Origin of the sequence: Companilactobacillus versmoldensis DSM 14857 = KCTC 3814 (assembly GCF_001434295.1) — a bacterium.
GTDB lineage: Bacteria > Bacillota > Bacilli > Lactobacillales > Lactobacillaceae > Companilactobacillus > Companilactobacillus versmoldensis.
This window is the reverse complement of record NZ_AZFA01000012.1, coordinates 1-24,930: the sequence shown is the minus strand read 5'-3', so window position 1 is coordinate 24,930 and position 24,930 is coordinate 1. Positions and strand designations below refer to the sequence as shown.

26 protein-coding genes are annotated in these 24,930 nt (G+C 36.3%); 8 read left to right on the top strand and 18 right to left on the bottom strand.

All coding sequences use genetic code 11. The annotated features are described in order from the left end of the window. Together FC27_RS07255 and FC27_RS07250 are read right to left on the bottom strand one after the other, a co-directional pair. Positions 1–1,242 (bottom strand): hydroxymethylglutaryl-CoA reductase, degradative, encoded by a 1,242-nt coding sequence (locus FC27_RS07255; RefSeq protein WP_010624351.1) that lies wholly within the window; start codon positions 1,240–1,242, stop codon positions 1–3. Continuing rightward, positions 1,239–2,393, bottom strand: coding sequence for a thiolase family protein (locus tag FC27_RS07250; RefSeq protein WP_010624352.1), 1,155 nt, complete (start codon positions 2,391–2,393; stop codon positions 1,239–1,241). The genes FC27_RS07255 and FC27_RS07250 overlap by 4 nt, the downstream gene beginning before the upstream one ends. 88 nt (positions 2,394–2,481) lie before the next feature. On the opposite strand from FC27_RS07250, the gene FC27_RS07245 reads away from it, so the two are divergent. After that, positions 2,482–2,766 carry a hypothetical protein gene (locus FC27_RS07245; protein WP_010624353.1) on the top strand — a complete coding sequence of 95 codons (285 nt, stop codon included), beginning with the start codon at positions 2,482–2,484 and terminating at the stop codon, positions 2,764–2,766. On the opposite strand, the gene galU is transcribed toward FC27_RS07245, so the two are convergent. From galU to map, 3 genes are read right to left on the bottom strand one after another with little or no spacing between them, the layout of a single operon-like run. Then, positions 2,767–3,672 (bottom strand): UTP--glucose-1-phosphate uridylyltransferase GalU, encoded by a 906-nt coding sequence (gene galU, locus FC27_RS07240; RefSeq protein ID WP_010624354.1) that lies wholly within the window; start codon positions 3,670–3,672, stop codon positions 2,767–2,769. Between the two features lie 3 nt (positions 3,673–3,675). Further along, on the bottom strand, positions 3,676–4,635 hold the full coding sequence (locus FC27_RS07235) for a YihY/virulence factor BrkB family protein (protein ID WP_010624355.1): 960 nt from the start codon (positions 4,633–4,635) through the stop codon (positions 3,676–3,678). Positions 4,636–4,646: 11 nt separating this feature from the next. Then, positions 4,647–5,444, bottom strand: coding sequence for a type I methionyl aminopeptidase (map, locus tag FC27_RS07230; RefSeq protein ID WP_010624356.1), 798 nt, complete (start codon positions 5,442–5,444; stop codon positions 4,647–4,649). Between the two features lie 145 nt (positions 5,445–5,589). Here map and FC27_RS07225 point away from each other — a divergent pair, with 145 nt between their 5' ends. Together FC27_RS07225 and FC27_RS07220 are read left to right on the top strand one after the other, a co-directional pair. Next, on the top strand, positions 5,590–6,045 hold the full coding sequence (locus tag FC27_RS07225; RefSeq protein ID WP_010624357.1) for a flavodoxin: 456 nt from the start codon (positions 5,590–5,592) through the stop codon (positions 6,043–6,045). A gap of 3 nt (positions 6,046–6,048) precedes the next feature. Further along, positions 6,049–6,510: a GtrA family protein gene (locus FC27_RS07220; protein WP_056938089.1), complete on the top strand. Its 462-nt coding sequence runs from the start codon at positions 6,049–6,051 to the stop codon at positions 6,508–6,510. A gap of 66 nt (positions 6,511–6,576) precedes the next feature. On the opposite strand, the gene wecB is transcribed toward FC27_RS07220, so the two are convergent. Next, positions 6,577–7,719, bottom strand: coding sequence for a non-hydrolyzing UDP-N-acetylglucosamine 2-epimerase (gene wecB / locus FC27_RS07215; protein WP_056938088.1), 1,143 nt, complete (start codon positions 7,717–7,719; stop codon positions 6,577–6,579). Between the two features lie 509 nt (positions 7,720–8,228). On the opposite strand from wecB, the gene fba reads away from it, so the two are divergent. Together fba and FC27_RS07205 are read left to right on the top strand one after the other, a co-directional pair. Further along, a complete protein-coding gene (fba, locus tag FC27_RS07210) occupies positions 8,229–9,098 on the top strand; it encodes a class II fructose-1,6-bisphosphate aldolase (protein ID WP_010624360.1) in 870 nt (289 codons plus the stop codon). Between the two features lie 107 nt (positions 9,099–9,205). After that, positions 9,206–9,637 (top strand): GNAT family N-acetyltransferase, encoded by a 432-nt coding sequence (locus FC27_RS07205; protein ID WP_010624361.1) that lies wholly within the window; start codon positions 9,206–9,208, stop codon positions 9,635–9,637. Here FC27_RS07205 and FC27_RS07200 read toward each other — a convergent pair whose 3' ends face one another. From FC27_RS07200 to FC27_RS07180, 5 genes are all read right to left on the bottom strand, one after another. Continuing rightward, a complete protein-coding gene (locus FC27_RS07200) occupies positions 9,638–9,877 on the bottom strand; it encodes a hypothetical protein (protein WP_010624362.1) in 240 nt (79 codons plus the stop codon). It abuts the gene before it with no gap. Between the two features lie 223 nt (positions 9,878–10,100). Beyond that, a complete protein-coding gene (locus tag FC27_RS07195) occupies positions 10,101–10,763 on the bottom strand; it encodes a DUF6198 family protein (protein ID WP_010624363.1) in 663 nt (220 codons plus the stop codon). 85 nt (positions 10,764–10,848) lie between these two features. After that, on the bottom strand, positions 10,849–11,226 hold the full coding sequence (locus FC27_RS07190) for a hypothetical protein (RefSeq protein ID WP_010624364.1): 378 nt from the start codon (positions 11,224–11,226) through the stop codon (positions 10,849–10,851). A 49-nt stretch (positions 11,227–11,275) separates the two neighbouring features. Beyond that, positions 11,276–11,905: a DUF421 domain-containing protein gene (locus FC27_RS07185; RefSeq protein ID WP_010624365.1), complete on the bottom strand. Its 630-nt coding sequence runs from the start codon at positions 11,903–11,905 to the stop codon at positions 11,276–11,278. A gap of 10 nt (positions 11,906–11,915) precedes the next feature. After that, positions 11,916–12,362 carry a DUF3290 family protein gene (locus FC27_RS07180; protein WP_010624366.1) on the bottom strand — a complete coding sequence of 149 codons (447 nt, stop codon included), beginning with the start codon at positions 12,360–12,362 and terminating at the stop codon, positions 11,916–11,918. A gap of 134 nt (positions 12,363–12,496) precedes the next feature. Here FC27_RS07180 and FC27_RS07175 point away from each other — a divergent pair, with 134 nt between their 5' ends. Beyond that, complete coding sequence (locus FC27_RS07175) at positions 12,497–13,027, top strand: phosphatidylglycerophosphatase A family protein (protein ID WP_010624367.1); 531 nt, start codon at positions 12,497–12,499, stop codon at positions 13,025–13,027. Positions 13,028–13,097: 70 nt separating this feature from the next. Here FC27_RS07175 and FC27_RS07170 read toward each other — a convergent pair whose 3' ends face one another. The 3 genes from FC27_RS07170 to FC27_RS07160 all read right to left on the bottom strand — a co-directional run bounded on the left by FC27_RS07170 (position 13,098) and on the right by FC27_RS07160 (position 17,087). Next, complete coding sequence (locus FC27_RS07170; protein WP_056938087.1) at positions 13,098–14,072, bottom strand: alpha/beta hydrolase; 975 nt, start codon at positions 14,070–14,072, stop codon at positions 13,098–13,100. A gap of 202 nt (positions 14,073–14,274) precedes the next feature. After that, on the bottom strand, positions 14,275–16,200 hold the full coding sequence (locus FC27_RS07165; RefSeq protein WP_010624369.1) for an Ig-like domain-containing protein: 1,926 nt from the start codon (positions 16,198–16,200) through the stop codon (positions 14,275–14,277). A gap of 527 nt (positions 16,201–16,727) precedes the next feature. Continuing rightward, on the bottom strand, positions 16,728–17,087 hold the full coding sequence (locus FC27_RS07160; protein ID WP_010624370.1) for an ArsR/SmtB family transcription factor: 360 nt from the start codon (positions 17,085–17,087) through the stop codon (positions 16,728–16,730). 111 nt (positions 17,088–17,198) lie between these two features. On the opposite strand from FC27_RS07160, the gene FC27_RS07155 reads away from it, so the two are divergent. Continuing rightward, on the top strand, positions 17,199–19,118 hold the full coding sequence (locus FC27_RS07155; protein ID WP_010624371.1) for a heavy metal translocating P-type ATPase: 1,920 nt from the start codon (positions 17,199–17,201) through the stop codon (positions 19,116–19,118). A gap of 104 nt (positions 19,119–19,222) precedes the next feature. Here FC27_RS07155 and FC27_RS07150 read toward each other — a convergent pair whose 3' ends face one another. Continuing rightward, on the bottom strand, positions 19,223–21,364 hold the full coding sequence (locus FC27_RS07150; protein WP_010624372.1) for a hypothetical protein: 2,142 nt from the start codon (positions 21,362–21,364) through the stop codon (positions 19,223–19,225). A gap of 644 nt (positions 21,365–22,008) precedes the next feature. Between FC27_RS07150 and FC27_RS07145 the strand changes: the two genes are divergently transcribed. Continuing rightward, complete coding sequence (locus FC27_RS07145) at positions 22,009–22,467, top strand: DUF5067 domain-containing protein (protein ID WP_010624373.1); 459 nt, start codon at positions 22,009–22,011, stop codon at positions 22,465–22,467. A 258-nt stretch (positions 22,468–22,725) separates the two neighbouring features. Here FC27_RS07145 and FC27_RS07140 read toward each other — a convergent pair whose 3' ends face one another. The 3 genes from FC27_RS07140 to FC27_RS07130 all read right to left on the bottom strand — a co-directional run bounded on the left by FC27_RS07140 (position 22,726) and on the right by FC27_RS07130 (position 24,618). After that, positions 22,726–22,926, bottom strand: coding sequence for a hypothetical protein (locus FC27_RS07140; RefSeq protein WP_010624374.1), 201 nt, complete (start codon positions 22,924–22,926; stop codon positions 22,726–22,728). Between the two features lie 89 nt (positions 22,927–23,015). Further along, the gene (locus FC27_RS07135) at positions 23,016–23,849 is read right to left on the bottom strand and encodes a hypothetical protein (RefSeq protein ID WP_010624375.1); all 834 of its coding nucleotides are present in this window, start codon (positions 23,847–23,849) and stop codon (positions 23,016–23,018) included. Position 23,850: 1 nt separating this feature from the next. Then, on the bottom strand, positions 23,851–24,618 hold the full coding sequence (locus tag FC27_RS07130) for an ATP-binding cassette domain-containing protein (protein WP_010624376.1): 768 nt from the start codon (positions 24,616–24,618) through the stop codon (positions 23,851–23,853). Positions 24,619–24,930: the final 312 nt, after the last annotated feature.

The following is a 24,930-nucleotide window of genomic DNA, read 5'->3' as shown; positions in this document are numbered from 1 at the left end:
TTATTTATTCCTCAATTTTTTCAAAAGTTTTTGAGCAGCTTCTAAAGTGTATGTTTTTTCATTATTCAGTTGTTCAGATATTTTTGTTATCTCTGACCCAGTTGCTCCAGCTGACACTGCTAAAGATTTACTCTGAAGGCTCATATGTCCAGCTTGTAGACCTGTCGTAACCAAGGCTCTGATTGCCGACAAGTTATTGGCCAAGCCAACAGCACCGATGACTGCCTGTAATTCCTGGCTATTCTTGATATTCATTATCGCTAGACTTAACTGAGCCATTGGCAAAGCCTTGATTGCCCCGCCAACAGTCCCAATTTCAATCGGCATTTGCAGATGACCAACCAATTGATCGTTTTCAATCTCCCAAGAACTAAAAGGCCGGTAGCCTGACTCGTCAGCAAAGAAACTGTGGGCTGCCGCTTCTTGAGCCCGAAAGTCATTCCCAGTAGCAATCAAAACTGCATCGATACCGTTCATAATGCCCTTGTTATGAGTCACTGCCCGCATTTTTGAATTTCGTGCAAATTCACTTAAGTGAACGATCCGTTGAGCGACCTCTTCACCAGTCATTTGTTTGGTCTTTAATTTATCAAACGATACATGAGCATCTACATTAACAATCTGTTCTTCACCACTATTGGAAAGGATACAGCATAAAATCTTACTATCAACTAACTTGGAAATGCTTGGAGCGATTTGTTCCAGCATTGAATTGACGATATTAGCTCCCATTGCATCAACTGTATTGACGCCAATCAAAATTTCTAGACAATCAGAAACTTTCTGGACAGTCAATGAAACGACTCCACCGCCACGCTTTAATAAGCTGGGCCGTGCAGCTTCAGCTAATTTAATGATCTCAGCTTGATGTTTTTCAATATTGAACACCTTATCATCAGTGCCATCTTCTAAAACAATCTGACCGTACATGACATGTTGACTAGTTTTCACCTCAAAACCACCGCTAGCCTTGACGCGCATTGCACCATTGGATGCTGCCGCAATCACTGATGGTTCTTCGATAGACATTGGCACTAAATATTCCTTGCCATTAATTAGAAAATCCGTAGCGAACCCATAAGGCAATCCAAAAATCCCAATTTGGTTTTCACTCAGACTATTAGCGATATCTTGGCTGAGTGGTTCTTCGTTTTGCAAAAATTTTACTTGCTCAGGATTTAAACAGCCGTGAGATTGTAAATAATCGATCCGTTGCTGATTAGTCATTTGATATATTTTCATGATAGTTTGAGTCCTAAAGCCATGGCCATTCCTCCACCAATACATAGTGAAGCTAGACCAGTTTGCTTGTTTTCCTGTTGAAGTGAGTTGATCAGTGAAACGATCAATCTTGCACCTGTGGCACCTAATGGATGGCCAAGGGCAATTGCCCCACCATAAATATTCATTTTTTCATCAGGGATATTTAAGTCACGTCCTAAGGCAACTGAAGGCGCAGCAAAGGCTTCATTGATTTCAAAGAGATCAAAATCAGTTTGAGTAGTTTGATATTTTTGATAATACTTCTTAATAGCATAATAAGGGGCATAACCCATAATACTTGGGTCGATCCCAGCTTCGACGTAGCCCGTCAATTCAGCAATATAAACTAGACCCATTTTCTCAGCCGTTGACTTACGCATCATGATCAAGGCGGCTGCACCATCATTTAATGGTGATGAGTTACCGGCAGTAACTGTCCCATCTTCTTTAAAGGCTGGCTTTAGTTGCGCCATTTTTTCTAAATTAGAGTTGCCACGGATCGATTGGTCGCTGACGACTTGGTCCCCGGCCACTTCGATCGGCAGGATCTCTTTAGCCATCATATCAGTGGCCGCAAAAGCTTTTTGTTGCGAACGTAAAGCAAATTCATCTTGCATTTGTCGCGTGACCTGATATTTTTTGGCGACGTTCTCGGCAGTGATCCCCATAGGATAATTTCCGAATGCATCGACTAAACCATCACAAAATAAGGTATCGCCCTGCTCGTCTGAAGGTTCTAATTTCCCGACGCGATGTGAATAAAAAGCCGCATTCGACATACTTTCAACCCCACCTGCAACGATCACATCAGCGTCATTTAGTAATAGTGCATTAGTGGCTTCATGAACAGCTTTCATCCCTGAACCACAAACTTGATTTACCGTCATCGCAGTCGATTCAACGCGTCCACCTGCATTTAGACCAATTTGCCTGGCGACATTTTGGCCCATCCCTGCTTGATACACATTGCCAAAGATAAATTGATCAACAATTTCTGGGTCAACTTGATTGTTACTCAGTAACTGTTTGACCAATCTGGTGCCTAGTTGTACCGACGTCAATTCAGCAAATTGCCCACGAAATTTGCCAATTGCGGTCCTTTTAGCATCAATAATAACGACTGAATCCATAAATTCATTACCTCTTTAATTTTTGGTAGAATAACCCTAAGTTTAAATAATAATTTATTTAGCAAATAAAAACAACGCTGGTGTCTTGATGAGAGTTATTGATCTGATTTTTATGTTAAATGATTTCAAAAAAAACAATCGCATATTTGTCGAACAATCAGAGCTTAATCTAGCTGTGGTCGACATCGAAGTTCATGATGGAGCTGTTTATTTACAGACTTCATCCAATTTGCGTGGCTTAAAAAATTGGGAATTTTTACTTTTGTTAAATAAAAAGGAACTTTATCGCCTACCGGTCTTCTATAAAGACACAAAAAAACATCAGCAACTCTTTGGTTTCAGAGTCGCTGATGATCGCATACTTTTAGGTTAACTATTTTTTCGTAGTTTTTTTATCTTCAGCTTCTAACTCTTTGGCTAATTGAATCAAGTATGGTTTCAGTTCATCCTTTACTTCTGGGTGTGTCAAACCATATTCGATATTTGTTTTTACGTAACCAAATTTATTACCGACATCAAAACGTTGGCCAGTAAATTCATGGGCAAAGACCCGTTGAGTCTTGTTCATACGGTCGATTGCATCAGTCAGTTGAATCTCATGACCGGCACCGGGTTTTTGAGTATCAAGCAAATCAAAAATTTCTGGTGTCAATAAATACCGACCAATGATTGCCAAATTACTTGGCGCATCTTCCACCTTAGGCTTTTCAACGAAACGTTTAACATTGTATAGTCCTGGACGTTGTTGACCCTCTGGATCGATGACACCATATTTTGATACATCCGACTTAGGGACCTGCATAACAGCCAAGGTAGAAGCATGTGTTTGTTCATAATCTTCGATCAATTGCTTTGTCAAAGGAACCTTATCTTTCATCAAATCATCACCAAGCATGACTACAAAGGGTTCGTCAGCAATAAATGAACGAGCTTGAGCTACTGCATCGCCTAACCCATTTGGATGAGCTTGACGACTATAATACAAATTGATTCCTAGATCAGTCGTCTTTTGAACGACATTCAACAGTTCAGTCTTGTTCTTGGCCTTAAGATTTTGCTCTAGTTCGGGAACAGAATCAAAATGATCCTCGATCGAGCGCTTATTCTTACCAGTAATGATCAAAATATCTTCGATACCAGAAGCTTTAGCTTCTTCGACAATAAATTGAATCGTTGGTTTATCAACAATTGGCAACATTTCCTTAGCCAATGCCTTAGTTGCTGGCAAAAATCTTGTTCCTAAACCTGCTGCAGGGATAATAGCTTTTCTGACTTTCATCTGTTATTCTTCCTTTTCATGTGACTTTAAAATATTGGTTAGTTTGCTTGTTTTTTCATGTAGGAAAGGACCACGACTAGCCTCTGCGAAACCTACATTGACCGCATTTCCAAACAGAAAAATAATTACAGTCATGTTCATCCATAAGAGAAAAATAATGATAGCACCAATTGTTCCATAGTTATTCCAAGATGTTCCAAAATAATTTAAATAATAGGTAAAAAGTTGCGACAAAATCAAAATTCCCAAAGATGCTATCACTGTACCAAGCAAAACGTAATGAATTTTCAAACGTACATTAGGTAAAAAATAGAATAAAGCAAAAACAATCAAGAACATTATAACAATAGCAACTGGCCATTTCCAACGTGAAAATTCATCCAAAAAGCTCGGATTCAAGCCCATCTTAGGTAAAATCAACTCTAAAATCGACTGGCCAAAGGTGAAGACACTGACGACTGCAACACCAGCAATCAGCATAGTGAAGGTCATCAAAAATGCCACTGAACGACGAATGATGAAATTAAAGAACGTCGTATCAGCGTATAAACTATCAACATCAAACCCGTAGGCTTGATTCATCGTCATTTGAGCCACGTTAATACCACGTGAAATTGCCCAAATGGCCAAAATAATACCAACAGATAAGATTCCCTTATTAGAATCTGACAAAACCTGAATGATAGTTGGCATTAAATAATTGTGAAGATCTTGAGGCAAAATAAATTCGATGTAAGAAATAACTGTTGGCCGGTTCAAGTGCAACAAAGGAATCAAATTACCAATAATGATCACAGCTGGAAACAAAGCCAATAAAATATAGTAAGTTATGGCTTTAGAGGACATCCCGATATTTGATTTGCTCATTGCATCTGCAACTTCTTTTGCAAATCCTAAAAATTTTTGCCGTTTAGAAATATTTTGTTTGAAGATCGGCACTTCACTTTGTTGTATATCTTTCATTTAATTGCCCATTATTTTAAACGATATTTTGCATCATATTCTGGATCTTGTGAAGTTAAAATTTTTGGACCGTCTTTAGTTATCGCAATCGTATGTTCATATTGAGCTGATTTAGTGCCATCAGCTGAGACAAAATATTCCCAACCGTCTTCTTTAACGAACTTGTCCCTGATTTCCCAAGTTCCTAAATTTACCATTGGCTCAATTGTAATCGTCATACCTTCACGTAACCTTAAACCAGTCCCGGCTTCACCATAATGTGGTACATTTGGTAATTCATGCATAGTTGGTTGGATACCATGTCCAATCAAATCACGGACATCTCCCATATGATTCTCTGTTTCAACGTATTCTTGAATGGCATGGCCAATATCACCGATACGATTACCGATGACAGCTTGATCGATTCCCAAATATAGAGCTTTATGAGTCACATCCATCAATCGTTGATCTTCTTCAGAAATCTCGCCGACCGCATAAGTCCAGCATGAATCACTTTCATAGCCATCTAAGTTAACAGTCATATCAACTTTGACGACGTCACCTGTTTTTAAAATCAGATTTTTCCGAGGAATACCATGTGCTATCTCATCATTGACACAGACACATGTAGCAAATTTATATCCCTCGAAACCTTTTTCAGATGGTGTCCCACCATGTTCAGTGATATAGTTATCAGCAAATTTCTCAATTTCCCATGATGAAATACCTGGCTTTATAATATCCCTTAAACCAATATGAGTATTAGCTAAAAGCTCTCCAGACTTTCTCATTCCTTCGATTTCGCGTGGTGATTTTAATGTTATCATCGTTATAATTGCCCCTCAAAATAAATATTACTTTCAGTATAACATTATCAATAATTTCTACTTAGTAATTCTTGTTTAGATGGTGGTAACGCTTAATTTTTGCTATAATGTTTCAAGATATTTTAAAATGAGGCGACTAATAATTATGACAAAAGTAAAAATCGTATATGCTAGCATAACTGGTAATGATGAAGATATTGCCTATGTATTAACAGAAAAGTTTGAAGAACTCAATGCAGATGTCGAAATGAGTGAAGTTTCTCAAACCGATCCTAGTGACTTTGAGGACGCAGATATTTGCATCATCGCTAGTTACACATACGATCAAGGTATCGTTCCCGAAGAAGCCCTTGATTTTTATGAAGATATGGAAGATCTTGATTTAACAGGTAAGGTCTATGGGACTTGTGGTTCCGGTGACACATTTTACGAGGATTTTTGTAGTGCTGTCGATGAATTTGCCAAAACCTTCGATGAGACCGGAGCTACCAAAGGTGCTGAATCAGTCAAAATTGAACTCGAACCAGAACAAGACGATATCGATAATTTAGATAAATTTGCCGAACAACTTTATAAGACTGCCAAAGAAATGGGCCTGTAAATTATGAAAATGCTTAAACAGCATCGGGAATTCTTAGTATATTGTCTCTTTGGTTTCTTAGCCTCGGTTCTAAACATTGCCATTTTTAACCTTGCTCACAATAATCTAGCCATGCAGCTTTGGCTAGCAAATACGATTGCATGGTTTATTTCCAATCTATTTTCGTTTTTTGTGACCAAATACTATGTCTTTCAAACCGAGATGACCGATTACAAAAAATTATTCCACGAAGGTGGCTACTTCTTACTGTCACGGATCTTTTCTCTGGTCATAGATGATTTGTTCATGATTGTTGCCGTCCTGATCTTGCCGTGGAATAATTTGATCATCAAAGCTATCGACCAAATTATTGTTGGCCTATTCAATTATTATTCTTCCAAATGGATCTTCGATTACAACAACCGTCATTTAATGGAAAGATTTAAAAATTTACGCACAAAACGTCAAAAAGAACGCCAAGTATAAAAAAACGCACCTGATCAGTAATTTCATTTCTTGAAATTATCGATCAGATGCGTTTTTTATTCATACTTATTTAAATTCGTTTGGTTTAGTCTCAGTTTGGCCAAAATAATAACTGATCGAATCAAGGATTCGTTCAGATGCGTGACCATCACCATAGGGGTTTTTAGCATTAGCCATACGTTGATATTCAGCGTCATCTTCGATCAGACGGCTCATTTCCTTTTCAACGACTTTTGCGTCAGTCCCCACTAACTTCAAGGTACCAGCATCGACACCTTCAGGTCTTTCAGTGGTATCACGTAAAACTAGTACCGGCTTACCTAGTGATGGTGCTTCTTCTTGCACGCCACCAGAATCAGTCATGATGAAATAACTCTTAGAAGCCATGTTGTGGAAATCTAGGACATCTAATGGTTCTATCAGGTGAACACGATCGACATCTCCCAAGATTTCTTTCGCCGTTTCCTGAACAACGGGATTAAGGTGAACTGGATAGATCAACTCAATATCATCATGTTTTTCGACAACATTTTTCATCGCTGTGAAGACGTGTTTCATTGGTTCGCCCTGATTCTCACGACGGTGCATCGTTACTAAGATCATCTTCTTATCTGGATCGATAATATCTAAGACATCGTGATGATATTCTTTTTGTACAGTGCTTTGTAAAGCATCGATAGCTGTATTACCAGTTACGAAGATGCCTTTCTCATGATGATTTTCCTTCAAAAGATTTGCTTTACTCTTGTTAGTTGGAGCAAAATATAAATCTGCTAGGTCATCGGTCATTTGCCGATTCATTTCTTCTGGCCATGGAGAATATTTATTCCAAGTTCTTAAGCCTGCTTCAACGTGTCCGATCGTTGTTTGGTGATAAAAGGCTGACAAACTAGCACTAAAGGTTGTAGTTGTGTCACCATGGACAAGGATAATGTCTGGTTGTTCCTTCTCGATGATCGTATCTAACATCTTGAGTACCAATCCTGTAATACCACTAAGTGTTTGGCGTTCTTTCATGATGTTGAGATCGTAATCAGGTTTGATTTTAAAGATCTCTAAAACTGAATCTAGCATTTCTCGATGTTGAGCTGTCACGACAGTCACGGTCTCAAATCGATCAGCATTTTGTTTTAGTTTTAAAACTAATGGAGCCATTTTTATTGCCTCTGGTCGAGTACCAAAGACGGTCATAACTTTTACTTTTTTCAACAATATTCACCTCAGATGATGATTATATTAGAAGTATATCAGAAATGGGTCCACCATTACTAATTGACAGACCGTTTTAAGTTTACTTTAAATTACACTTGATACAATTCAATATGGATACAAATATATATGAATGAGGATTTTTTTATGACAAATATTATCTGGCTTATTTGCGTGGGGATCTTATTGACCTTAACGTCTTTTTTCTTAGTTATGGCCATCTACAATACAATTACCAAAACAGATGGATTTAAATATTGGTGGTATATTTTTATTTGCCTCTTTATACTGGTTGCGTTTTCATTTTATCCCTACTACAGTTTTTAATCACAAACTCAATCAGCACTAATCAGACGGTTGTGCTAATCTACACTGTCCCTTAGGATTATTTCACGAATTAGACTATTTCTATATTAGTGAATACTTTGAGAAACATATATAAATTACTTAGATTTTGCGTTAAAATAGGTCATGTATTCTAAAGATGAATTTATTGGAGGACTTTTTCAATGGCTTTAACAAATGGAAATGAAATTTTCAATGCAGCCCGTAAAGGTGGCTATGCTGTTGGTGCTTTTAACATCAATGACTTGGAGTGGACACGTTCAATCTTGGCCGCTGCTCAAGAAACACAAACACCAGTATTGGTACAAACATCAATGGGTGCTGCTAAATATATGGGTGGATATGAATTATGTCTACACCTTGTACAAGACACAGTTAAATCAATGGGTATTACAGTTCCAGTTGTAATGCACTTGGATCATGGTAACTATGAAGCTGCCAAAGAATGTATCGAAGTTGGTTACAACTCAGTTATGTTCGATGGTCATGACTTACCATTCGACGAAAACCTTGAAAAGACAAAAGAAATCGTTAAATTAGCACATGCTAAGGGTATCTCAGTTGAAGCAGAAGTTGGTTCAATTGGTGGTACAGAAGATGGTATCGTTGGTCTTGGTGAATTAGCTGATGTTGAAGAAGCTAAGACACTTAATGCTACAGGCGTTGACTACCTTGCTGTTGGTATTGGTAACATTCATGGTGTTTACCCTGACAACTGGAAAGGCTTAAGCTTTGACCGTCTTAAGGAATTAGCTGACGTTATTGATACACCACTTGTATTGCATGGTGGCTCAGGTATTCCTAAGGACCAAATCATCAAGGCTGTTTCAATGGGTATCTCAAAAGTTAACGTTAATACTGAATTACAACTTTCATTCGCTAAAGCAACACGTAAATATATCGAAGACAAGAAAGACTTGGACATTGATGAAAAGGGTTATGACCCACGTAAGTTGCTTGCACCTGGTGCAAAGGCTATTACAGATACTACTAAAGAACGTATCCAATGGTTCGGTACACCATCTATCAAATAATAGATATCTTCTAATATTAAAGCAGACCTTTGGGTCTGTTTTTTTTTGTGTTTTTTTTTAAAAAAGAATTATAATTAAATCATTATTCTATTTTAGAAGGTGCTCAAATGAACAAAATCAAATCATCAACTGACTTGAATTCTCAAATCTACCAAGATGGTCTTCTGATCCGCAAAGCTGTTTTTGTTAAAGACCAAAATGTCCCTCAAGAATTGAAGGTTGCTGGTGAACAAGATTGCACTTATTTTGTACTCTATCGAAATGACCAAGCTGCCGGTGTCGCTCGCTACTACCCAACTGATGACAACGGCGTCCACGTTCAACGAGTAGCAATTTTGAAAGAGTTCCGTCACCAAGGACTGGCATCTGAATTGTTGAATTTTATTTCTAAACAAGCAAAAAGCCAAGGATATCAATATATTATCCTTGGCGCTCAAGATCAAGCCCATAAGTTTTATGAATCACTTGGCTTCCAGACGATTGGCGACCAATTTGAAGAAGCTGGCATTTTGCATCATGAAATGAGAAAAGATTTATAATCAGTTCTTTCCTACTTTGTAAGCTAGATTGAAGGAAAAATTCAAAACGAGCAACATAATCAGTGGTGCTAGGCAGTACAAATAAATTGGCAAACTACTTTGTTGTTTATAAAGCAGGAACCAGAAAAACAAAAATATCGTCCCACCAATGGCTACAATGATCGACATTATTTGACCAGGTTGAGATTTCTTTTCTCCACCCTCTGGATTATTGCCGGGATTAGGTTCACTATCTTTCATTTTGGTATCAGCTCCATAAAAATATTTATATATGTATTGTAGCACCGTCACGACTGATTTTTAAATTTTTTGCGATTACGTTCCGATTACAAATTTCAAAAACGCGCACCTTTTCATAACTTTTTCCGCTTAACTACAAAATCTCGCTAATCCAAACTGCGGATTACCGAGATTTCTTCGTTAATACTCGAAAGCTGACCATGAAAAGGTGCGCTCTTTTTTTTTAATTTGTTTTTCCGATTCTTAAATGATGTTTAAGTGATGGGACGATCAATTTATCTGACCAGCCGATGATCACTCCTTGAATAAACATGGCTAAAATCGTTCCGATACCGACTGATTGAATTGAACCGGTTATCATGAAACAGATAATCATGATAACTACTGGTGGTGTGTAACTCACTAGTTGTCCCCACCCAGCTGAACCGTGTAAGTATTTGAATCTCAACAGATATGCTAATTCATCATTTGGGTGTTGAATCAAATTACAACGTTGATAAATCGATGTTCCGGCTGAAACTCCGATCAATCCTAAGATGTCTAATAGTAATCGCCAAAACATGTTCAAGTCGGCTAAATTTAACATCCCGAAAACATTGGTAAAAAATCCAACTAAATAACTAAACGGTAGTGAAAATAGTAAATTGGAGATCAAAATGTGTGCATCAAATTTCCTCAATAAAATTTGATTTGTAATTGAAACCAATATTGCGTATACAAACAATGTATTACCGTATGAAACGTGGATCAGACTGGATATATTGACACCTGACGCCATCCAAACGGCGCTTCCCATATTACTTGCGATCATCAATCCATTTGCCGCAGCATCCAAAATAATGGCAAATATCAAATAACCCAGTCGTCTTTTTAGATCTCCATTCATTTTTAAAATGTCATCTCCCTCTAGATAAACATCATACCCGTCTAAAAAATAAAAAAACCGCCAAGCGGCTTTTTTTAAGAATTATTTAGCGAACATGTGAAAAGACTGTAACTTGGCTCGCATCAACGTAGTAAACGTTATCTTTACCAAACTGCAATAAAACGGTGCCATCGCTCATAGTTACCTTAACCTTCGAATTTCTAATTATGCCATCCGGATTAATTAGCATCAATGGGCTGATTCCGTCTAAGGTTTGGAAACCGATTGGTTTATTGATCTGATAATAAAAATTTCCCGTTTCAATCTTAACAACATGTGGCAATTGGTATTGTGACTCAGTTGTTGTCTCTGTTGTAGCAGCTTGAGTTACAGGAGCTAAAGCACCAACTGATGAACCTAACAAACCAAGTGCAAGCACACTACTGATAACAGCTGTTTTAATTGACTTTTTAATTATTTTCACCTCAAATCAATTTTAATATACTTCTGGGTGCTTGTCAGCTGTATATGAATTAATATTTGTAAGCGATAACTTTCCCATTGATGTAATTGGCTAAAAATACTTCTGAAACCTTTAGACCTTTCTCGTCTAATTTTTTCTCGACCCAATCTTCATCTTTATCCAAGATCTCTAATTCTTCCTCATTGATCTTTCCGTCCAGAACGATTGGATATTTGATGTTCTCTTCATTTTTCATAACGATCGTCAGTTGACCGTTTTGCTCAAAAATTGCCCGTTTGACTTCTCGGATATCATAAACGCCTGCTTGTCTGAGTTTAAAAGCTAAATCTGAAGCTGTCAGACCATTTTTCAAAGCCAGGTCAACATCGATTTTCCCCTTAGTAACGATAACTGAGGGTGTACCATCAATGATTTTTTTCATGATATTGCTGTGACTAGTCAAAAATTTAGCGATGAAGACGATCAATGTCCAAATCACTAAGACCATGGTAAATTGCAGCAAGGTGATTGACTGATTGTAGATCATCCCACCAACGATGCCACCTAAAACATAGTTTTGTAGTTGGTCGATGGCATTGGTCGGTGCCAAATTACTTTTTCCAAATAAATTGATCTGGATGACCATGAAAAGAAATCCGACGGTGAATTTTAGTGCTAAATCTCCATATGATAAATCCATAGCTTACCCTCTACTTTTGTATTTTTACATCATCTTTGTTGACTAAGCCAACCTTGGTCAATGTATAACTGTTTTGATTATCATCAAACGATACTCGATAAATCGTCTTGCCATTTTTAATCAGCATTCCTTCAGCTAAAGTGGAACTATTTGAATACAGTTTTTTAGCTGAGACATCCTTGTTTTTGGCGATTGACTCCATCAGTTCGATGGTTTGATTAGTTTTATTATTAACATCCAAATCTTTTTCGTAATTGTTGTAATTGATCCCAACGACTAAAACCATTGCGAAAAGAAAAATTATCAACAGATCACGATACTTGTTGTCATTGCGATTTTTATAATAACGGTAGGCCGTGAATAGTAAGGCTATCGCTAAAATGATCGTCGCAATGATGAAAATAAAATTCGGTGTTTTATTTTGATCGACCAAATAAGCATACGAATAAAATGTCATATCTATCCCCCATATCTGTTCATATGTCTACATTTTAAACCAAATGAACTATTATGTATTCAAAATATATAACTTGCTTTTTAGATCTACGACAAATTATATTATTCATAGGTTCACTTGAAGGGAGATTTATTATGCCATCAGATGTTGAATTAAATGAGCAATACTATCAACACATCGTCAGAAATTTAAGTAAACGCGGTGTGGAAATGAAAGATATCGCTGAAATCGTGATGTTCCTGGAAAAAGAATATGTTCACGGTCTCGATGAAAAATTAGCGATTTACGCTATCAATAAAGTTTTACACAAACGTGAAGCCCAAAATGCAATTATGACTGGAATAGAATTAGATATTTTAGCTGAAAAAGACCTGCTATCGGCTCCTATGGAGAGAATCATGCGAACTGATGAATCTACCTATGGTGTCGATGAAAATCTAGCCATCACCTTATCCAGCCTCTATGGATCAGTCTCCGTAACTAACTACGGTTACGTTGATAAGTTAAAACATGGTATCTTAGGTAAACTAAATGACAAATCAACTGGCAAGATCAACGTCTTCTTAGATGATCTAGTCGGCGCTATCGCCGCAGCAGCCTGCGGTTGGTTAGCACATAACGAAACTCAAATAGCCGACTATTTTGCTACTGGAAAACTTGAATAAAATAAAGAGCAGTCAATCAAGAATCAAAATCTTGAATTGACTGCTCTTTTTAATTTAAATTGCTAAATAATTATTTTTGATTACGCTTATTGAGCCACTTGGTGGAAACATCCATGGCTGCTCGTGTGGCTTTTGAGCTATCTAACATATTGACCATGACGAAGTCATGGACCATTCCTTGAAAACGCATGTGAGTCACTTCTACACCGGCATCACGTAGTTTTTTTGCATAGGCCTCACCTTCGTCTCGTAAAACGTCGGCTTCACCATTCAAGATCATTGCTGCAGGTAAGTCTTTTAAATCTTCTAAACTAGCTCGTAATGGTGATGCAGTGATCTCTGCTCGTTGGTCAGGATCATTCGTGTATTTGTCCCAAAACCATTGCATCCCTTCTTTAGTTAAAAAGTAGCCTTCCGCAAATTCATTATAAGAGCCTGTTTCAAAATTGGCGTCAGTTACTGGATAATAAAGTAGTTGTTGACTAATTTTTGGACCTTTGCGCTGTTTGGACATGATCGTCATAACTGTTGCCATATTACCACCGACACTGTCACCAGAGACTGTTAAACGACTGGCATCAATTTTCAATTCAGAAGCATGTTCAACTAACCAGTTCATCACTGCATAATTTTGTTCAATTGCTGTTGGATATTTTGCTTCAGGTGATAATGAATATTCTGGGAAAACGATCACTGAGTGTGTCCTGACTGCCAATTCACGGATCAGTTTGTCATGGGTATGAGCACCGCCAAAGACCCAACCGGCACCGTGAAGATAAAGGATCACTGGTAAAACATCATAATTTGCTTCTGGGCGCATGATGCGGACATTGATATCTCCCCATTGCCCCGTGGAAACCTGACGATCTTCAATATCTACATTAGCCTTTTTAATTGGGCTGCTTTGCACCTCATCCAACAAAGCACGGCCTTCAGCTTCTGGCAGCTCGTAAATCCGTGGATGAGTCTCATTGGCGATACTGAATGCCAAAGCCTCTTTTTCTAGTGAAATACGGTCTGTTGTTACTTGTGATTCATCAATCATATTAATAGCTCCCTTCAATTTGTAAGTAAAAGATTATACAAACAATTAGCTATTATCAAAATTAACGCTCATAAAAAATTCAAAATGTCATACAATTTTATTTATTTTTATGTCGTGAGTGCTAACAAATCAACGGTCATCGCTATTTTTAAAACAAAAAAAAGACTAACAATTCATTCAATTATGAATTGTTAGTCTCAAATTATGTTTCTGGTGCATCAGTGATCGTCCAAACTAAGTCAGAACTATAACTACCAGGCCTGAAATTACCTGGATTAACGTAGAGACGTAAACCTTGGTCCAAATCATTACCAACTGAATCGAGCTTAGCTCCTGATGAACTGCTCGAAATCAAAGTATCATTTTCATTCAATAATCGATACTGCCCTTGATAATAATAGCGTAGCTCAGCTGGTAAAGTGGTCTCCCCATCCTTAAATGGGTTCTTCTGAGAAAGGTATATCTGTGTCGCCACCTTATTCCGACGGTTATCCTGGACACTTAAAAGATTTTTGTCAGTATTATTCGTTCCATTGACATTCCCATTGATATCTTTACCTACATCTTGGAACTTCAATGTCCCATAACTAATATCGTTTGCTTGTGCAGTCAATTTATCATCGGAGAAGTCCATCGACAACGGATTGCCAGAATAAGTCCCATCGGTATCCTTGGCATTAGACTTTTGCCAATCCAGACTGGGCGTTGTGACAAACTGTAAATTGTCATTGCTTGCTGCAGGAACTTGGATCTCAAAATCGTGACTCCTATTTTGACTAAAATCAATATTATGGATCCGAAGATCCCGAACGTTTGCATCAGTCGGATCAGCTACTAAAGAATAATCATCATATGCTTGTCCATCCAACAAAACTGTTGTTGGGGTCATGTTCGCTGGTAATTTAACTTTAATCAGACCATCAGTCATTTCCGAATACTGATTTTCATCTTTGACTGAACCTTTGATGACTATTTCATCTTGAGCAATGACACCATGGATACCAGTATCATCACTGTTATGATCATCATTAGTTAAATTATAAATATTGCTTTTGAAAGATATTTTTGGCAAAGTACTCGGTATAACGGTCAATTTAGCTTTATTAGTAGTAATAGTAGTAATTTGAGGTTTACCGTTAGCATCATCTTGGCTGATTTTTATCACTGCATAATACTGACTGCCATCATCACTCATGCTTGTTGCCGGAGTTTTGTAAGACAAATCACTGGCATCACTGATGGTGGTGTCTTTTCCATTGGCCACTTTATGCCAAACGATCGATTCAGGTTTTTCATCCCACTGTCCGAGGATCTTAAAGGTTGCCGAATCGCCTTCATTAGCTGTTTGGTCATTTAGTCCGCCACCAATCGTGATTTTTTCACTGTCTTCAACGATTGAATCATCACTATTGGTCAACGTCCCAGTAACATGGACTACCCCGGATTTACCAGAATTGTTAGCTGTTACCAAACCAGTTTTTGAGTCGATCGTAGCTAAACTAGTGTCATCAATCGACCAGCTCAGCTTGGCAGTCGAGTCGTATGGATCTGGTTTGGCACGTGCATAAGTAGTTGCCGGTTCTTCAAGTGAATTGTACAGATAGTCATCATCAACTGTCACATCAACTGCTGTGGCATCTTTAGGCTCTGGGTAAGTCGTGATCGAAGCCACTTTTGAGTAGTAACCGGATCGATCACCTAAGATAACATTTCTGGTATAAGTTTGTTGATAATAGACCGTGCCGACTTCAGTCGGGTCAATCGTGACGTCCTTCTTGGTTGCCGAATTAGTCTCACCCCAATTTAAGCCATCGGCTGAGTCATACCATTGATATTTGTAACGGTACAGTCCTGTCACTGAATCCAATAAAGTTATGACCGTATCAGTATTTAAAGTCACCGGTTGGCCAACATAAGTATATTGGCTCGTTGGTTGAAGGGTAAAGCCTGAAGTCCAGTAGACAAATAAAATCTTCACTGGATCAGGACTAGGTTTGAAAAGTGGTGTTACTTCAGTATCATCTGCTCGAGCTATATCTGCTGAGTCCTTTGTAGTACTGAAAAAACTAAGGATCATAATCATACTCAGCAGCATAACCATTAAAAGTTTCCTTTTCTTATGCCGCATGGTAGGTCTTCCTCCTTAAATATTTTTTGCAAAAATCATTGTGGAGTTTTGAACATATTTTCAATTAATTATAACCAATTTCGTTATGTAACTGTACTTTATTGACTAGAAAAAGGCGCCGATATTTAGAGCAATATTGACGTTTTTTTTAGCCTTTTGACCTCAGTATTCGACCTCTATCCTAACAACTTAAATACTAATTAATATATTTATATATTAATATGTTTCGGTACCGAATGGCAACTGTTGTCGAAATCAAAAAACGCCTACAAATAAGGATTTGTAGACGTTCATCAATTTCATATTTCGATATTATTTTTGTTCTAAATTGGAATTTATTTTAATTTAGAAACGGCTTCTTCAATTGTCTTACCGTTTGCAAAAGAATTCTTGTTATTCTTGTCGACTACGGTAAACAATTGAGTATCAGTATTTAACATTACACGATATTTCATAATTATTTACCTCCTTTATTAATACTTAGACAACATTCTAATCATTTTGACAAGGAAGTCAATCATTTTAGCTTAATACTCGTTTTCATCTTCGATGATATGTTCCTTGGTTTGATTAAAAATGGTAATGATATGTTGGTCGCTCAAGCGATAATGGATGTTTCGTCCTCGTCTAGCATTTGAGACCAAATTGAGTTGCTTCAAAATACTTAATTGATGCGAGATCGATGACTGACTCATATCTAACGTATCAGCAATTTCCCCAACACTCAAAGGCGTTTTTGATAAAGCTAAGATGATTTTAACTCTGGTCATATCACCGAAAGCCTTAAAAATATTGACCATTGCTTCTAGATCCCCATCACTAGGAATGTTCCGTTTCAAATTGTGCAGTGCTTTTTGATGTTCAATCTCAAAATTTTCGTTTTCCATAAATTATCCTCTGGTTGAAATTCACTAGGTTTTATTATATTATAATCAATACATGAATGATTGTTCATATATTCAAATGTGCATGTAAACGATTTCCGAGGAGGCCCACCAATGAAATCCTATGATATTCAATCTAATTATAAATCAAAGAAGAAAACACCCAAACTCTTAACCAACCTTGATAATAGCGCAAAGTTGACTGTCGTCCGGCTTTTAATTGCTTCAATTTTATTATTGATTGGAGTTAGTTCGCTGTTGCCTGGCCCACTATCGACGCTCGTCTTTATCGTTGCATATTTAGTGATTGGTTCGCGGATCGTTTTTAAAGCTATCAACAATATTTTTCACGGCGAGATCTTCGATGAAAACTTTTTGATGAGTATCGCCACTATCGGTGCAATTGCCCTAGGGGAATATCCTGAGGCCATCGCAGTCATGCTATTTTATGAACTTGGGAATGTCTTTGAAGATGTTGCCGTCAATAAATCAAAAAAATCAATTTCAGCACTACTGAAAGTAAAACCCACATTTGCCACTTTAAAAGTTGCCGACCAAACAAAACAAGTTGACCCCTCTCAAGTTACCATCGGTCAAATAATTTTGGTCAAGCCTGGAGAAAAGATCCCCCTTGATGGCGAGATTATTAAAGGCATTTCTTCAGTTGATACATCAGCTCTGACAGGTGAATCAATGCCCCAAGAAGTCACGACTGGTGATCAAGCTTTAAGTGGTTCGATCAATCAAAACGGCACTTTGGAGATTCGTGTTGCCAAAGCTTACAGTGATTCAACTGTTGCTAAGATTTTAGACTTAGTTGAAAATGCTAGCAACAAAAAAGCTAACACAGAAAAATTTATTACTAAGTTTGCGAAAATCTATACACCAATCGTCGTTTTCCTTGCGGTTGCTTTAGCCATTGTCCCACCGCTGTTATTTTCCGGTGAGTGGAACACTTGGGTCTATCGGGCCCTGATTTTTCTAGTCATCTCCTGTCCTTGTGCTTTAGTTATCTCGGTCCCATTAAGTTTCTTCGGCGGGATCGGAGCTGCTTCCAAGCAAGGTATCTTAGTTAAGGGCAGTAATTATTTGGAAGCCTTGAATTTCGTTGATACAGTGGCTTTCGATAAAACTGGAACTTTGACCAAAGGTAAATTTGAAGTTGTCGAAGTTGCACCTGCAAAAAGCATCGATGCCAATAAATTATTACAAGTCGCTGCTAGTGTTGAACAAAATTCGACTCATCCGATTGCCCTTTCGATTCAAAAGGGTTTCTCAGGAAAGATTTTCCCAGTGACCAACGCTTCTGAACAAGCTGGGCACGGTCTACAAGCTGACATCGGTGACAAACATATCATTTTAGGTAACAGTAAAGCAATGAAAGACGCTGGAATCAATTTCTCAAAATCAAAAACTTTGGGAACTGTCATTTATTTAGCTGTTGACCGTCAATTCTGGGGCAGTATCGTCATTGCTGATGAAGCTAAAGCCGATTCGGCTTCAGCTATCCAATTGCTGAAGAATCACGGCATTAAACGAACAGCTATGTTGACTGGTGACAATGAAAAAATCGGTAATTCGATTGGCAAAAAGCTCAAATTAGACTCAGTCTACAGTAACTTGATGCCGGAAAATAAGGTCGAGATCGTCAAAGATCTACTTAGTGATTCACATCAAAACAATAAGAAAGTTGCCTTCGTTGGCGATGGGATCAACGATACACCTGTCTTAGCCAACGCTGATATTGGCTTCGCAATGGGTGGACTTGGTTCTGATGCCGCTATTGAGGCTGCTGATGTTGTCATCATGGGTGATGAACCATCAAAAGTTTTCAAAGCTATCAAGATTGCCAAACGGACACGCGGTATCGTTATACAAAATATCTCATTTGCTTTAATCATCAAAGTCTTATTCCTGTTATTCGGTGCTTTAGGTATGGTCGGTATGTGGGAAGCCGTCTTTGCTGACGTTGGTGTGACAGTTATCGCCGTCTTGAACGCCATGCGTTTGCAATTCATTAATTTTAAAAAGTAATCTGTAAAAACAGTAAAACGGATAATCTATAAGAGATGACCTCTTGTAGATTATCCGTTTTTTTATTTGATGCTGTCGACTGCTTGCCATACTAAAGGAATTGACTATTGACCCGCCTTAGAGTCTTCTGAATTAAATTGCAGTCCCAGCGACTCGCCATCATCCCAAACGATTGATTTAGCATTTTGATTTTGAAGTGACTGTTCCAATGTTACTGGTCCTTGTTTAAGATCATGTTTTGTTTCATGATCATCAATAAACATTAGGTCAACTGGTAATTGAAAACGATATTCTGGATCAACCTCCAGCGTAATAGCTAACCTGTCTTTTTGACGTCGACTATCATTTACCTTCAAAATTTCCTCGTTTGTTCCCATACGCAAAGCCGAATATATTTTATCGACTTGGGGTGAAACGATTCGCCCAAAACTAAAATCAACTGGCTGCAAACTTAATTGATTTTGCACAAAATCGGCCAATAAATAATTACCTCTAAAACTATTTGCCATCGTTGAACCATTGGAATCATTGATCACTAATTCAGGATCGATTTTGAAGTTTAAATCTTTGATCATCGAATTGACCTTAAAATTTAGTTGATAAGTTTGCGATGGACCTTGATGCAGGTCTTGATAAGGAACACTCCAAACGGTATTTCCACCAGATGATTTTGAAGTTAATTTGATTGGAGTCTCATTATCGACCATTGATTTTTCTGAATCCGCTTCTACGAAATCAGGTAAGGTAAATTTAATGATGCCCTGCTTATCTTTGATATCTGTATTGTCATTGGTGATGGTAATTCCCAGTTTTAATTTGTCCCCAGCGAATACATTTTTAGCGTGGGTCTTCCCAATTTGCTGTTCAGGATTTGAAATATCAAAAATTTGATTTTTCAAACTATAATTGATCCGACCATCATAGTTAACCTTCAATTTGGCTTTATTGGTGTGTAAAATAAATTCTTTATCCTGTTCATTTTGTTTCTTAAAATGTATATCCGCATAAAATAATGAATTGTCATCTGAAGAATCAACTTTATCTTTTTTATACTCCAATTGACTAGTCCCTGAATCAGTCAATCTTATTTTCTTGCCATTCTTTAACTGATACCAATCAATTGACGTGAATTGATCAGTGTTTTCAGCACCTTTAAGCCTAAATGTAGCACTTTGTCCTGAATCCACACTTTGATCATCCAATTCACCACCAATCGTTATAGGAATCTCATTACTAGGAACTATGTCTGTTGAATCATTTGTAGCTGTTGCATAAACCAAGGTTTCGCCAGAAATCCCATCATTATTAGCAGTCACGACACCAGTGTCCGGATCGATTTTAGCAATGTCCGGCTGGTCAACTGGATTCTTTAACTTCCAAACCAGTTTGGTTGTCGTATCTGACGGGTCAGTTACAGCCGTTAGCTGCGTGGAATCACCATCTTTCATATTGTTGTATAAATACGAATCTGAAGAACTGATATGAATCTTTTTAGTTGGGACCTTATCTTTATGGATGTTGACTGTAATAACATTTGAATAAAAAGAAATACTTGGCCTTGTGATACCTAAAATTATCCGCCTGGCCTCGTAGCCTAACTGATAATATTTTTTGCCCACCTTTTGGTTTGTCCCAACAAAGGTCGTGGTTGCCCTGAGTTTGAATGAGCCTTGTTTTTCCCAATGTTTCCCATCATTTGAAACATACCATTGATAAAAATAAATTAAGCCCACACCATTTGCTACCGCTCCATCTGCAAAAGTAACTTTACACTTAGGATTAATGGTTGACGCTTGTCCAACATATAAATTTTGATCTTTAGGTTGGGTTGTAAAACCTGATGTGATAGAAACTCCTAAAATTTTTACTGGAGGTTTGCTTACCGGATGAGCTGGTGTAATTTGAGAATCACTAGTGGCAGAACGTGTCGTGGCTTCATCATCACTTTGAGTATTCGAAGAACGACTCTCAATCTTGTCTGAATTATCCTGAGCCTTAGAAGAAGAATCCTTGCTGGAATCTATTCGTGTTTTATTTGAATCCTGAGATAGATTATTAGCTGGTGTGGTGATTTGTCCCTGATTATTTTGTGGAGCTATTGAAGCTTTATTAGAGTCTGTTGCCTGTTGTACTTGTGACATTTTATCGGCATCAACTTTGGCAGAAATCGCCAAAAATAATTTCACTGGAAATGTCGTTAAGATCAAAATCGCCATGGATAGATATATTAATTTTGACTTTTCCATAAATGTTCCCTCCCTTGAAACATTTACTGCTGTGAATACGGGTACATAATATGCCCATCAAGATTATTTTATCAACCATTATTTATTCATATTTCAAATCATTTAAAGTCGACTTTTTCATTTTGATATCTCAATATTTTTCTATTGATTATTTGAAACGTTAAAAATCATATATAAAAATAAATTTCCCTCAAATCATCTTCATATGTGAATGATTATCAAATTTTATCAAATTAATTTATATATAGTTGCTAATCGTAGATACTTTCCGTAAAATTGTTATTTATGATAGGTTTTTCACAAAAAAATTGTGGATAGTATTTTAAATATAAATATTTCAAATTAAATTTAAAATTATCATCTTCTTATATAATTAGACAAAAAAAACAGCAAGATTTAAAAATCTTACTGTTTTTCATTTATTGATTACTACTGTCATATCGGACTATGAATATACCGTTTTAGAATCTCTTATCCATGAATGCAATATCTATAACATTGAATTACCACTTTCTATTCAGGACATGGAAATCAACAAATAATTTTCAATATTAAATAATATATAACATTCAAATTTTCAAAGATATTAAAAACCGTCCAAAATCTGATTGACGTTAAAAGCTGAACAACTTGGGGGATTAATAATGAATAAAAAGACTACCACTCTGTTCTCACTTATTGGAGTTCTAATCTTTGCAATATTTTTAACAGGCTGTTCTAAAAACATAGATCGTCACAATGTGTTGATTGATGACGTGAAATTTGATGTACAAAAAACCAAAGTGATTAAGCCTTACACAAATGGTAATGAGACGTCTGGTAAACATGCCATTGCTATTTTATATGAGGTAACAAACAAGGGTTCTGAATCAATTGACCCTGATCGAATTATCGATTCTACAATATACCCATATCAAAAGTTAAAGGATTCAAATGATCAATTAACTGAAAATTTGGGAGATGATTTATACAAAACATTGAATAAAGGTCAATCAGCAAAAGTAACAAGAATTTATCAATTGGAAAATAAAAAATCACCAGTTCTTTTACAATTTAGAGGATCAGGGGATAATCAAGATTTAACATTAAATATCAGAAAATAGAAAATGAAGTGCTCATTTGGTGAGCACTTCATTTTCTGTTTTTGATATTCAAACTTTCTGGTATTGATGAAAGCTAATATCATTTTTTTATTCCGTTCTTTTTGGCATACAAAAAGGACCTCACAGTCCATTGTTATGATTTAAGCAACCAAACCAAATCGTACAAAGGAAATACTGTGATGCCCCAACTAAATTCTATCCTAAATCTTCTAAATATAACATACACAAATTTCAATATTTCGAATTCAAAAGATAAAATCATTTTTCGAGATGACCAAAAGCTACATACAAAAGTCGTTGAAGGAAGATTATCGTATCGTTTAAAGAAATCTTAGATTGCTTGATCAAGAACAGAGCTTGAGAAACGCCATCTTCTTCTGAAAGTGAATGCACAGAATGATTCTTCTCATGATTCATTTTTACAATGTTTTCTTTAAATACATTGGTATATCGTTTCATAAAAAAAGCTCCTATTCTAATTGATTCAGTTATGACACATCTATCTTGAATCAGATGTAGCAAATACTAGGATGAGAGCACAATCAAGCTTAGCCTTTATTGAAAGCTCCGAAAGATTTTAATCTATCTTTTATTAAAATAAGAATGATAAATACTAAGCAGGTTGTTCCTGTGATTAACATGGATTTTGAATATTCGAAACTGACTCCCAAGGACACTAATGTTCCCAATGGTATTTTGACATTAATTCCACTAATGAGCTTTTCTCGTGTAATTGCAGCAATTTGATACCCTGGCCAAATATTCAAAAAATTTTGCATAAATTTGGGAAGCTCACCATAGATAATATAAGTGCCTGAAAAAAATCCAGCTAAAGTACCAACAATCGCGGATAAAGAAGAAAAACTGGAGGTTGTTTTTAAAAAATCAGTTATAAAAGAAAAGATTAAACTTGAGACAATTACTAAGAAACTATTAAATAAGAGAACCTCAATTATTCTTATATCAAAAACGTTGAATTGGTACTTAATTAAAAGATATGTAAAACATACAATTGAAAAAACCATTGTTGAAAGTGTACCCTCGATAATTGATGTTAAAGTATATAATTTATCTATTTTATTAGCCTGTAAGTTATCATTCACTATAAAATCATCAAGTCTATTCGTTGCCATGTCTTCAAGCTTTTGCACAAACGCATTCAATGGACTAGTCACTGCAACAATTGAAATTAATCCCGCTACCATCCATGTATCAATGAACTTGGAAATATTGGCAATGTCTTTAAATTCACCAATCAGATTGGAACGTAAAAAAAATATGTATATGAACAAACTAATAAACATACCCAAAAATGAAAAGAATATTCCTAATCGATCTTTGGTATAAAGTAAAAGATTTCTCCAAATAAATCTTTTGTACATATCAAATTTTCCTTTCCCAATTTTCAAGTAAATCAGAGTAATTTACTTTTTTTATTTCAAAATACTCATCAGATACTTTGTGATCAATTGTGAATTTAATAGCGTCATTAGATGTATTGAAATATTTAACGTTGTTATTAAACGTTAATTTAACTTTCGGGGTACTTTTCATAAAGTTTTCCACATTTCCTATGTATCTAATTGTTCCGCTTGATATAAATATAATTTTATTTGCATTGTTTAGCTCATCAAGCAAATGTGTTGTGTATAGGATACAATTCTCTGAATGATTATCTAGATAATCATTAATGTTTCTCCAAATAATCTGACGTGTTTCTAAATCGATGCCGGCAGTAAGCTCATCTAGAATCAAACAATTTGGGTTTGCTGCAATTGCTCGTAAAAAATTAACAATTCTTTTTTGCCCTCCAGATAGTTTTGAATATTGTAGATGAGAATCTATGCGTAAAAGTTTCATTTTTTCCATCATATATGATATGGCAACTGGATCTTTGATTCTGCAAAATATGTTTTGGTATACAGTTAAATCGTTATCAAGTATATTATTTTGAAAAACTGCCGACATTTTTATATTTTCTTTTGTTACGTATCCAGAGGAGGGTGACATTAAATCCATAATAATATTAAGAATCGTAGTTTTCCCTGATCCATTCGGACCAATCAAGGCTATTCGATCACCATCAACGATTGAGAAAGAAATCTCATGCAATACCTTCTTTTTTGATATTTCATTTACTGATAATTTCATTTTTTCCCCTTAAGTAGGTTATATCATTGTTGCTATATTATAAAAATACACAAAAACATTAAACATCATGTGACACAGAAAAAAATAAATGCACGATAAGGTTACACTCATATAATGGTCCAAATTTAAATATAATCTCACTCATAATATGTAAATATATTTACCATAATTTAATAACCTTTTTGTTAAATTATTTATTAATCATATATTATTTTTTATGTGCCTTTTTAGTTTATACAACTACTACAAACCGATTCAAAGAACCTCAAATGATTACCCTGTTGCCCAATTGTCTTTCAATGAAGATAATCG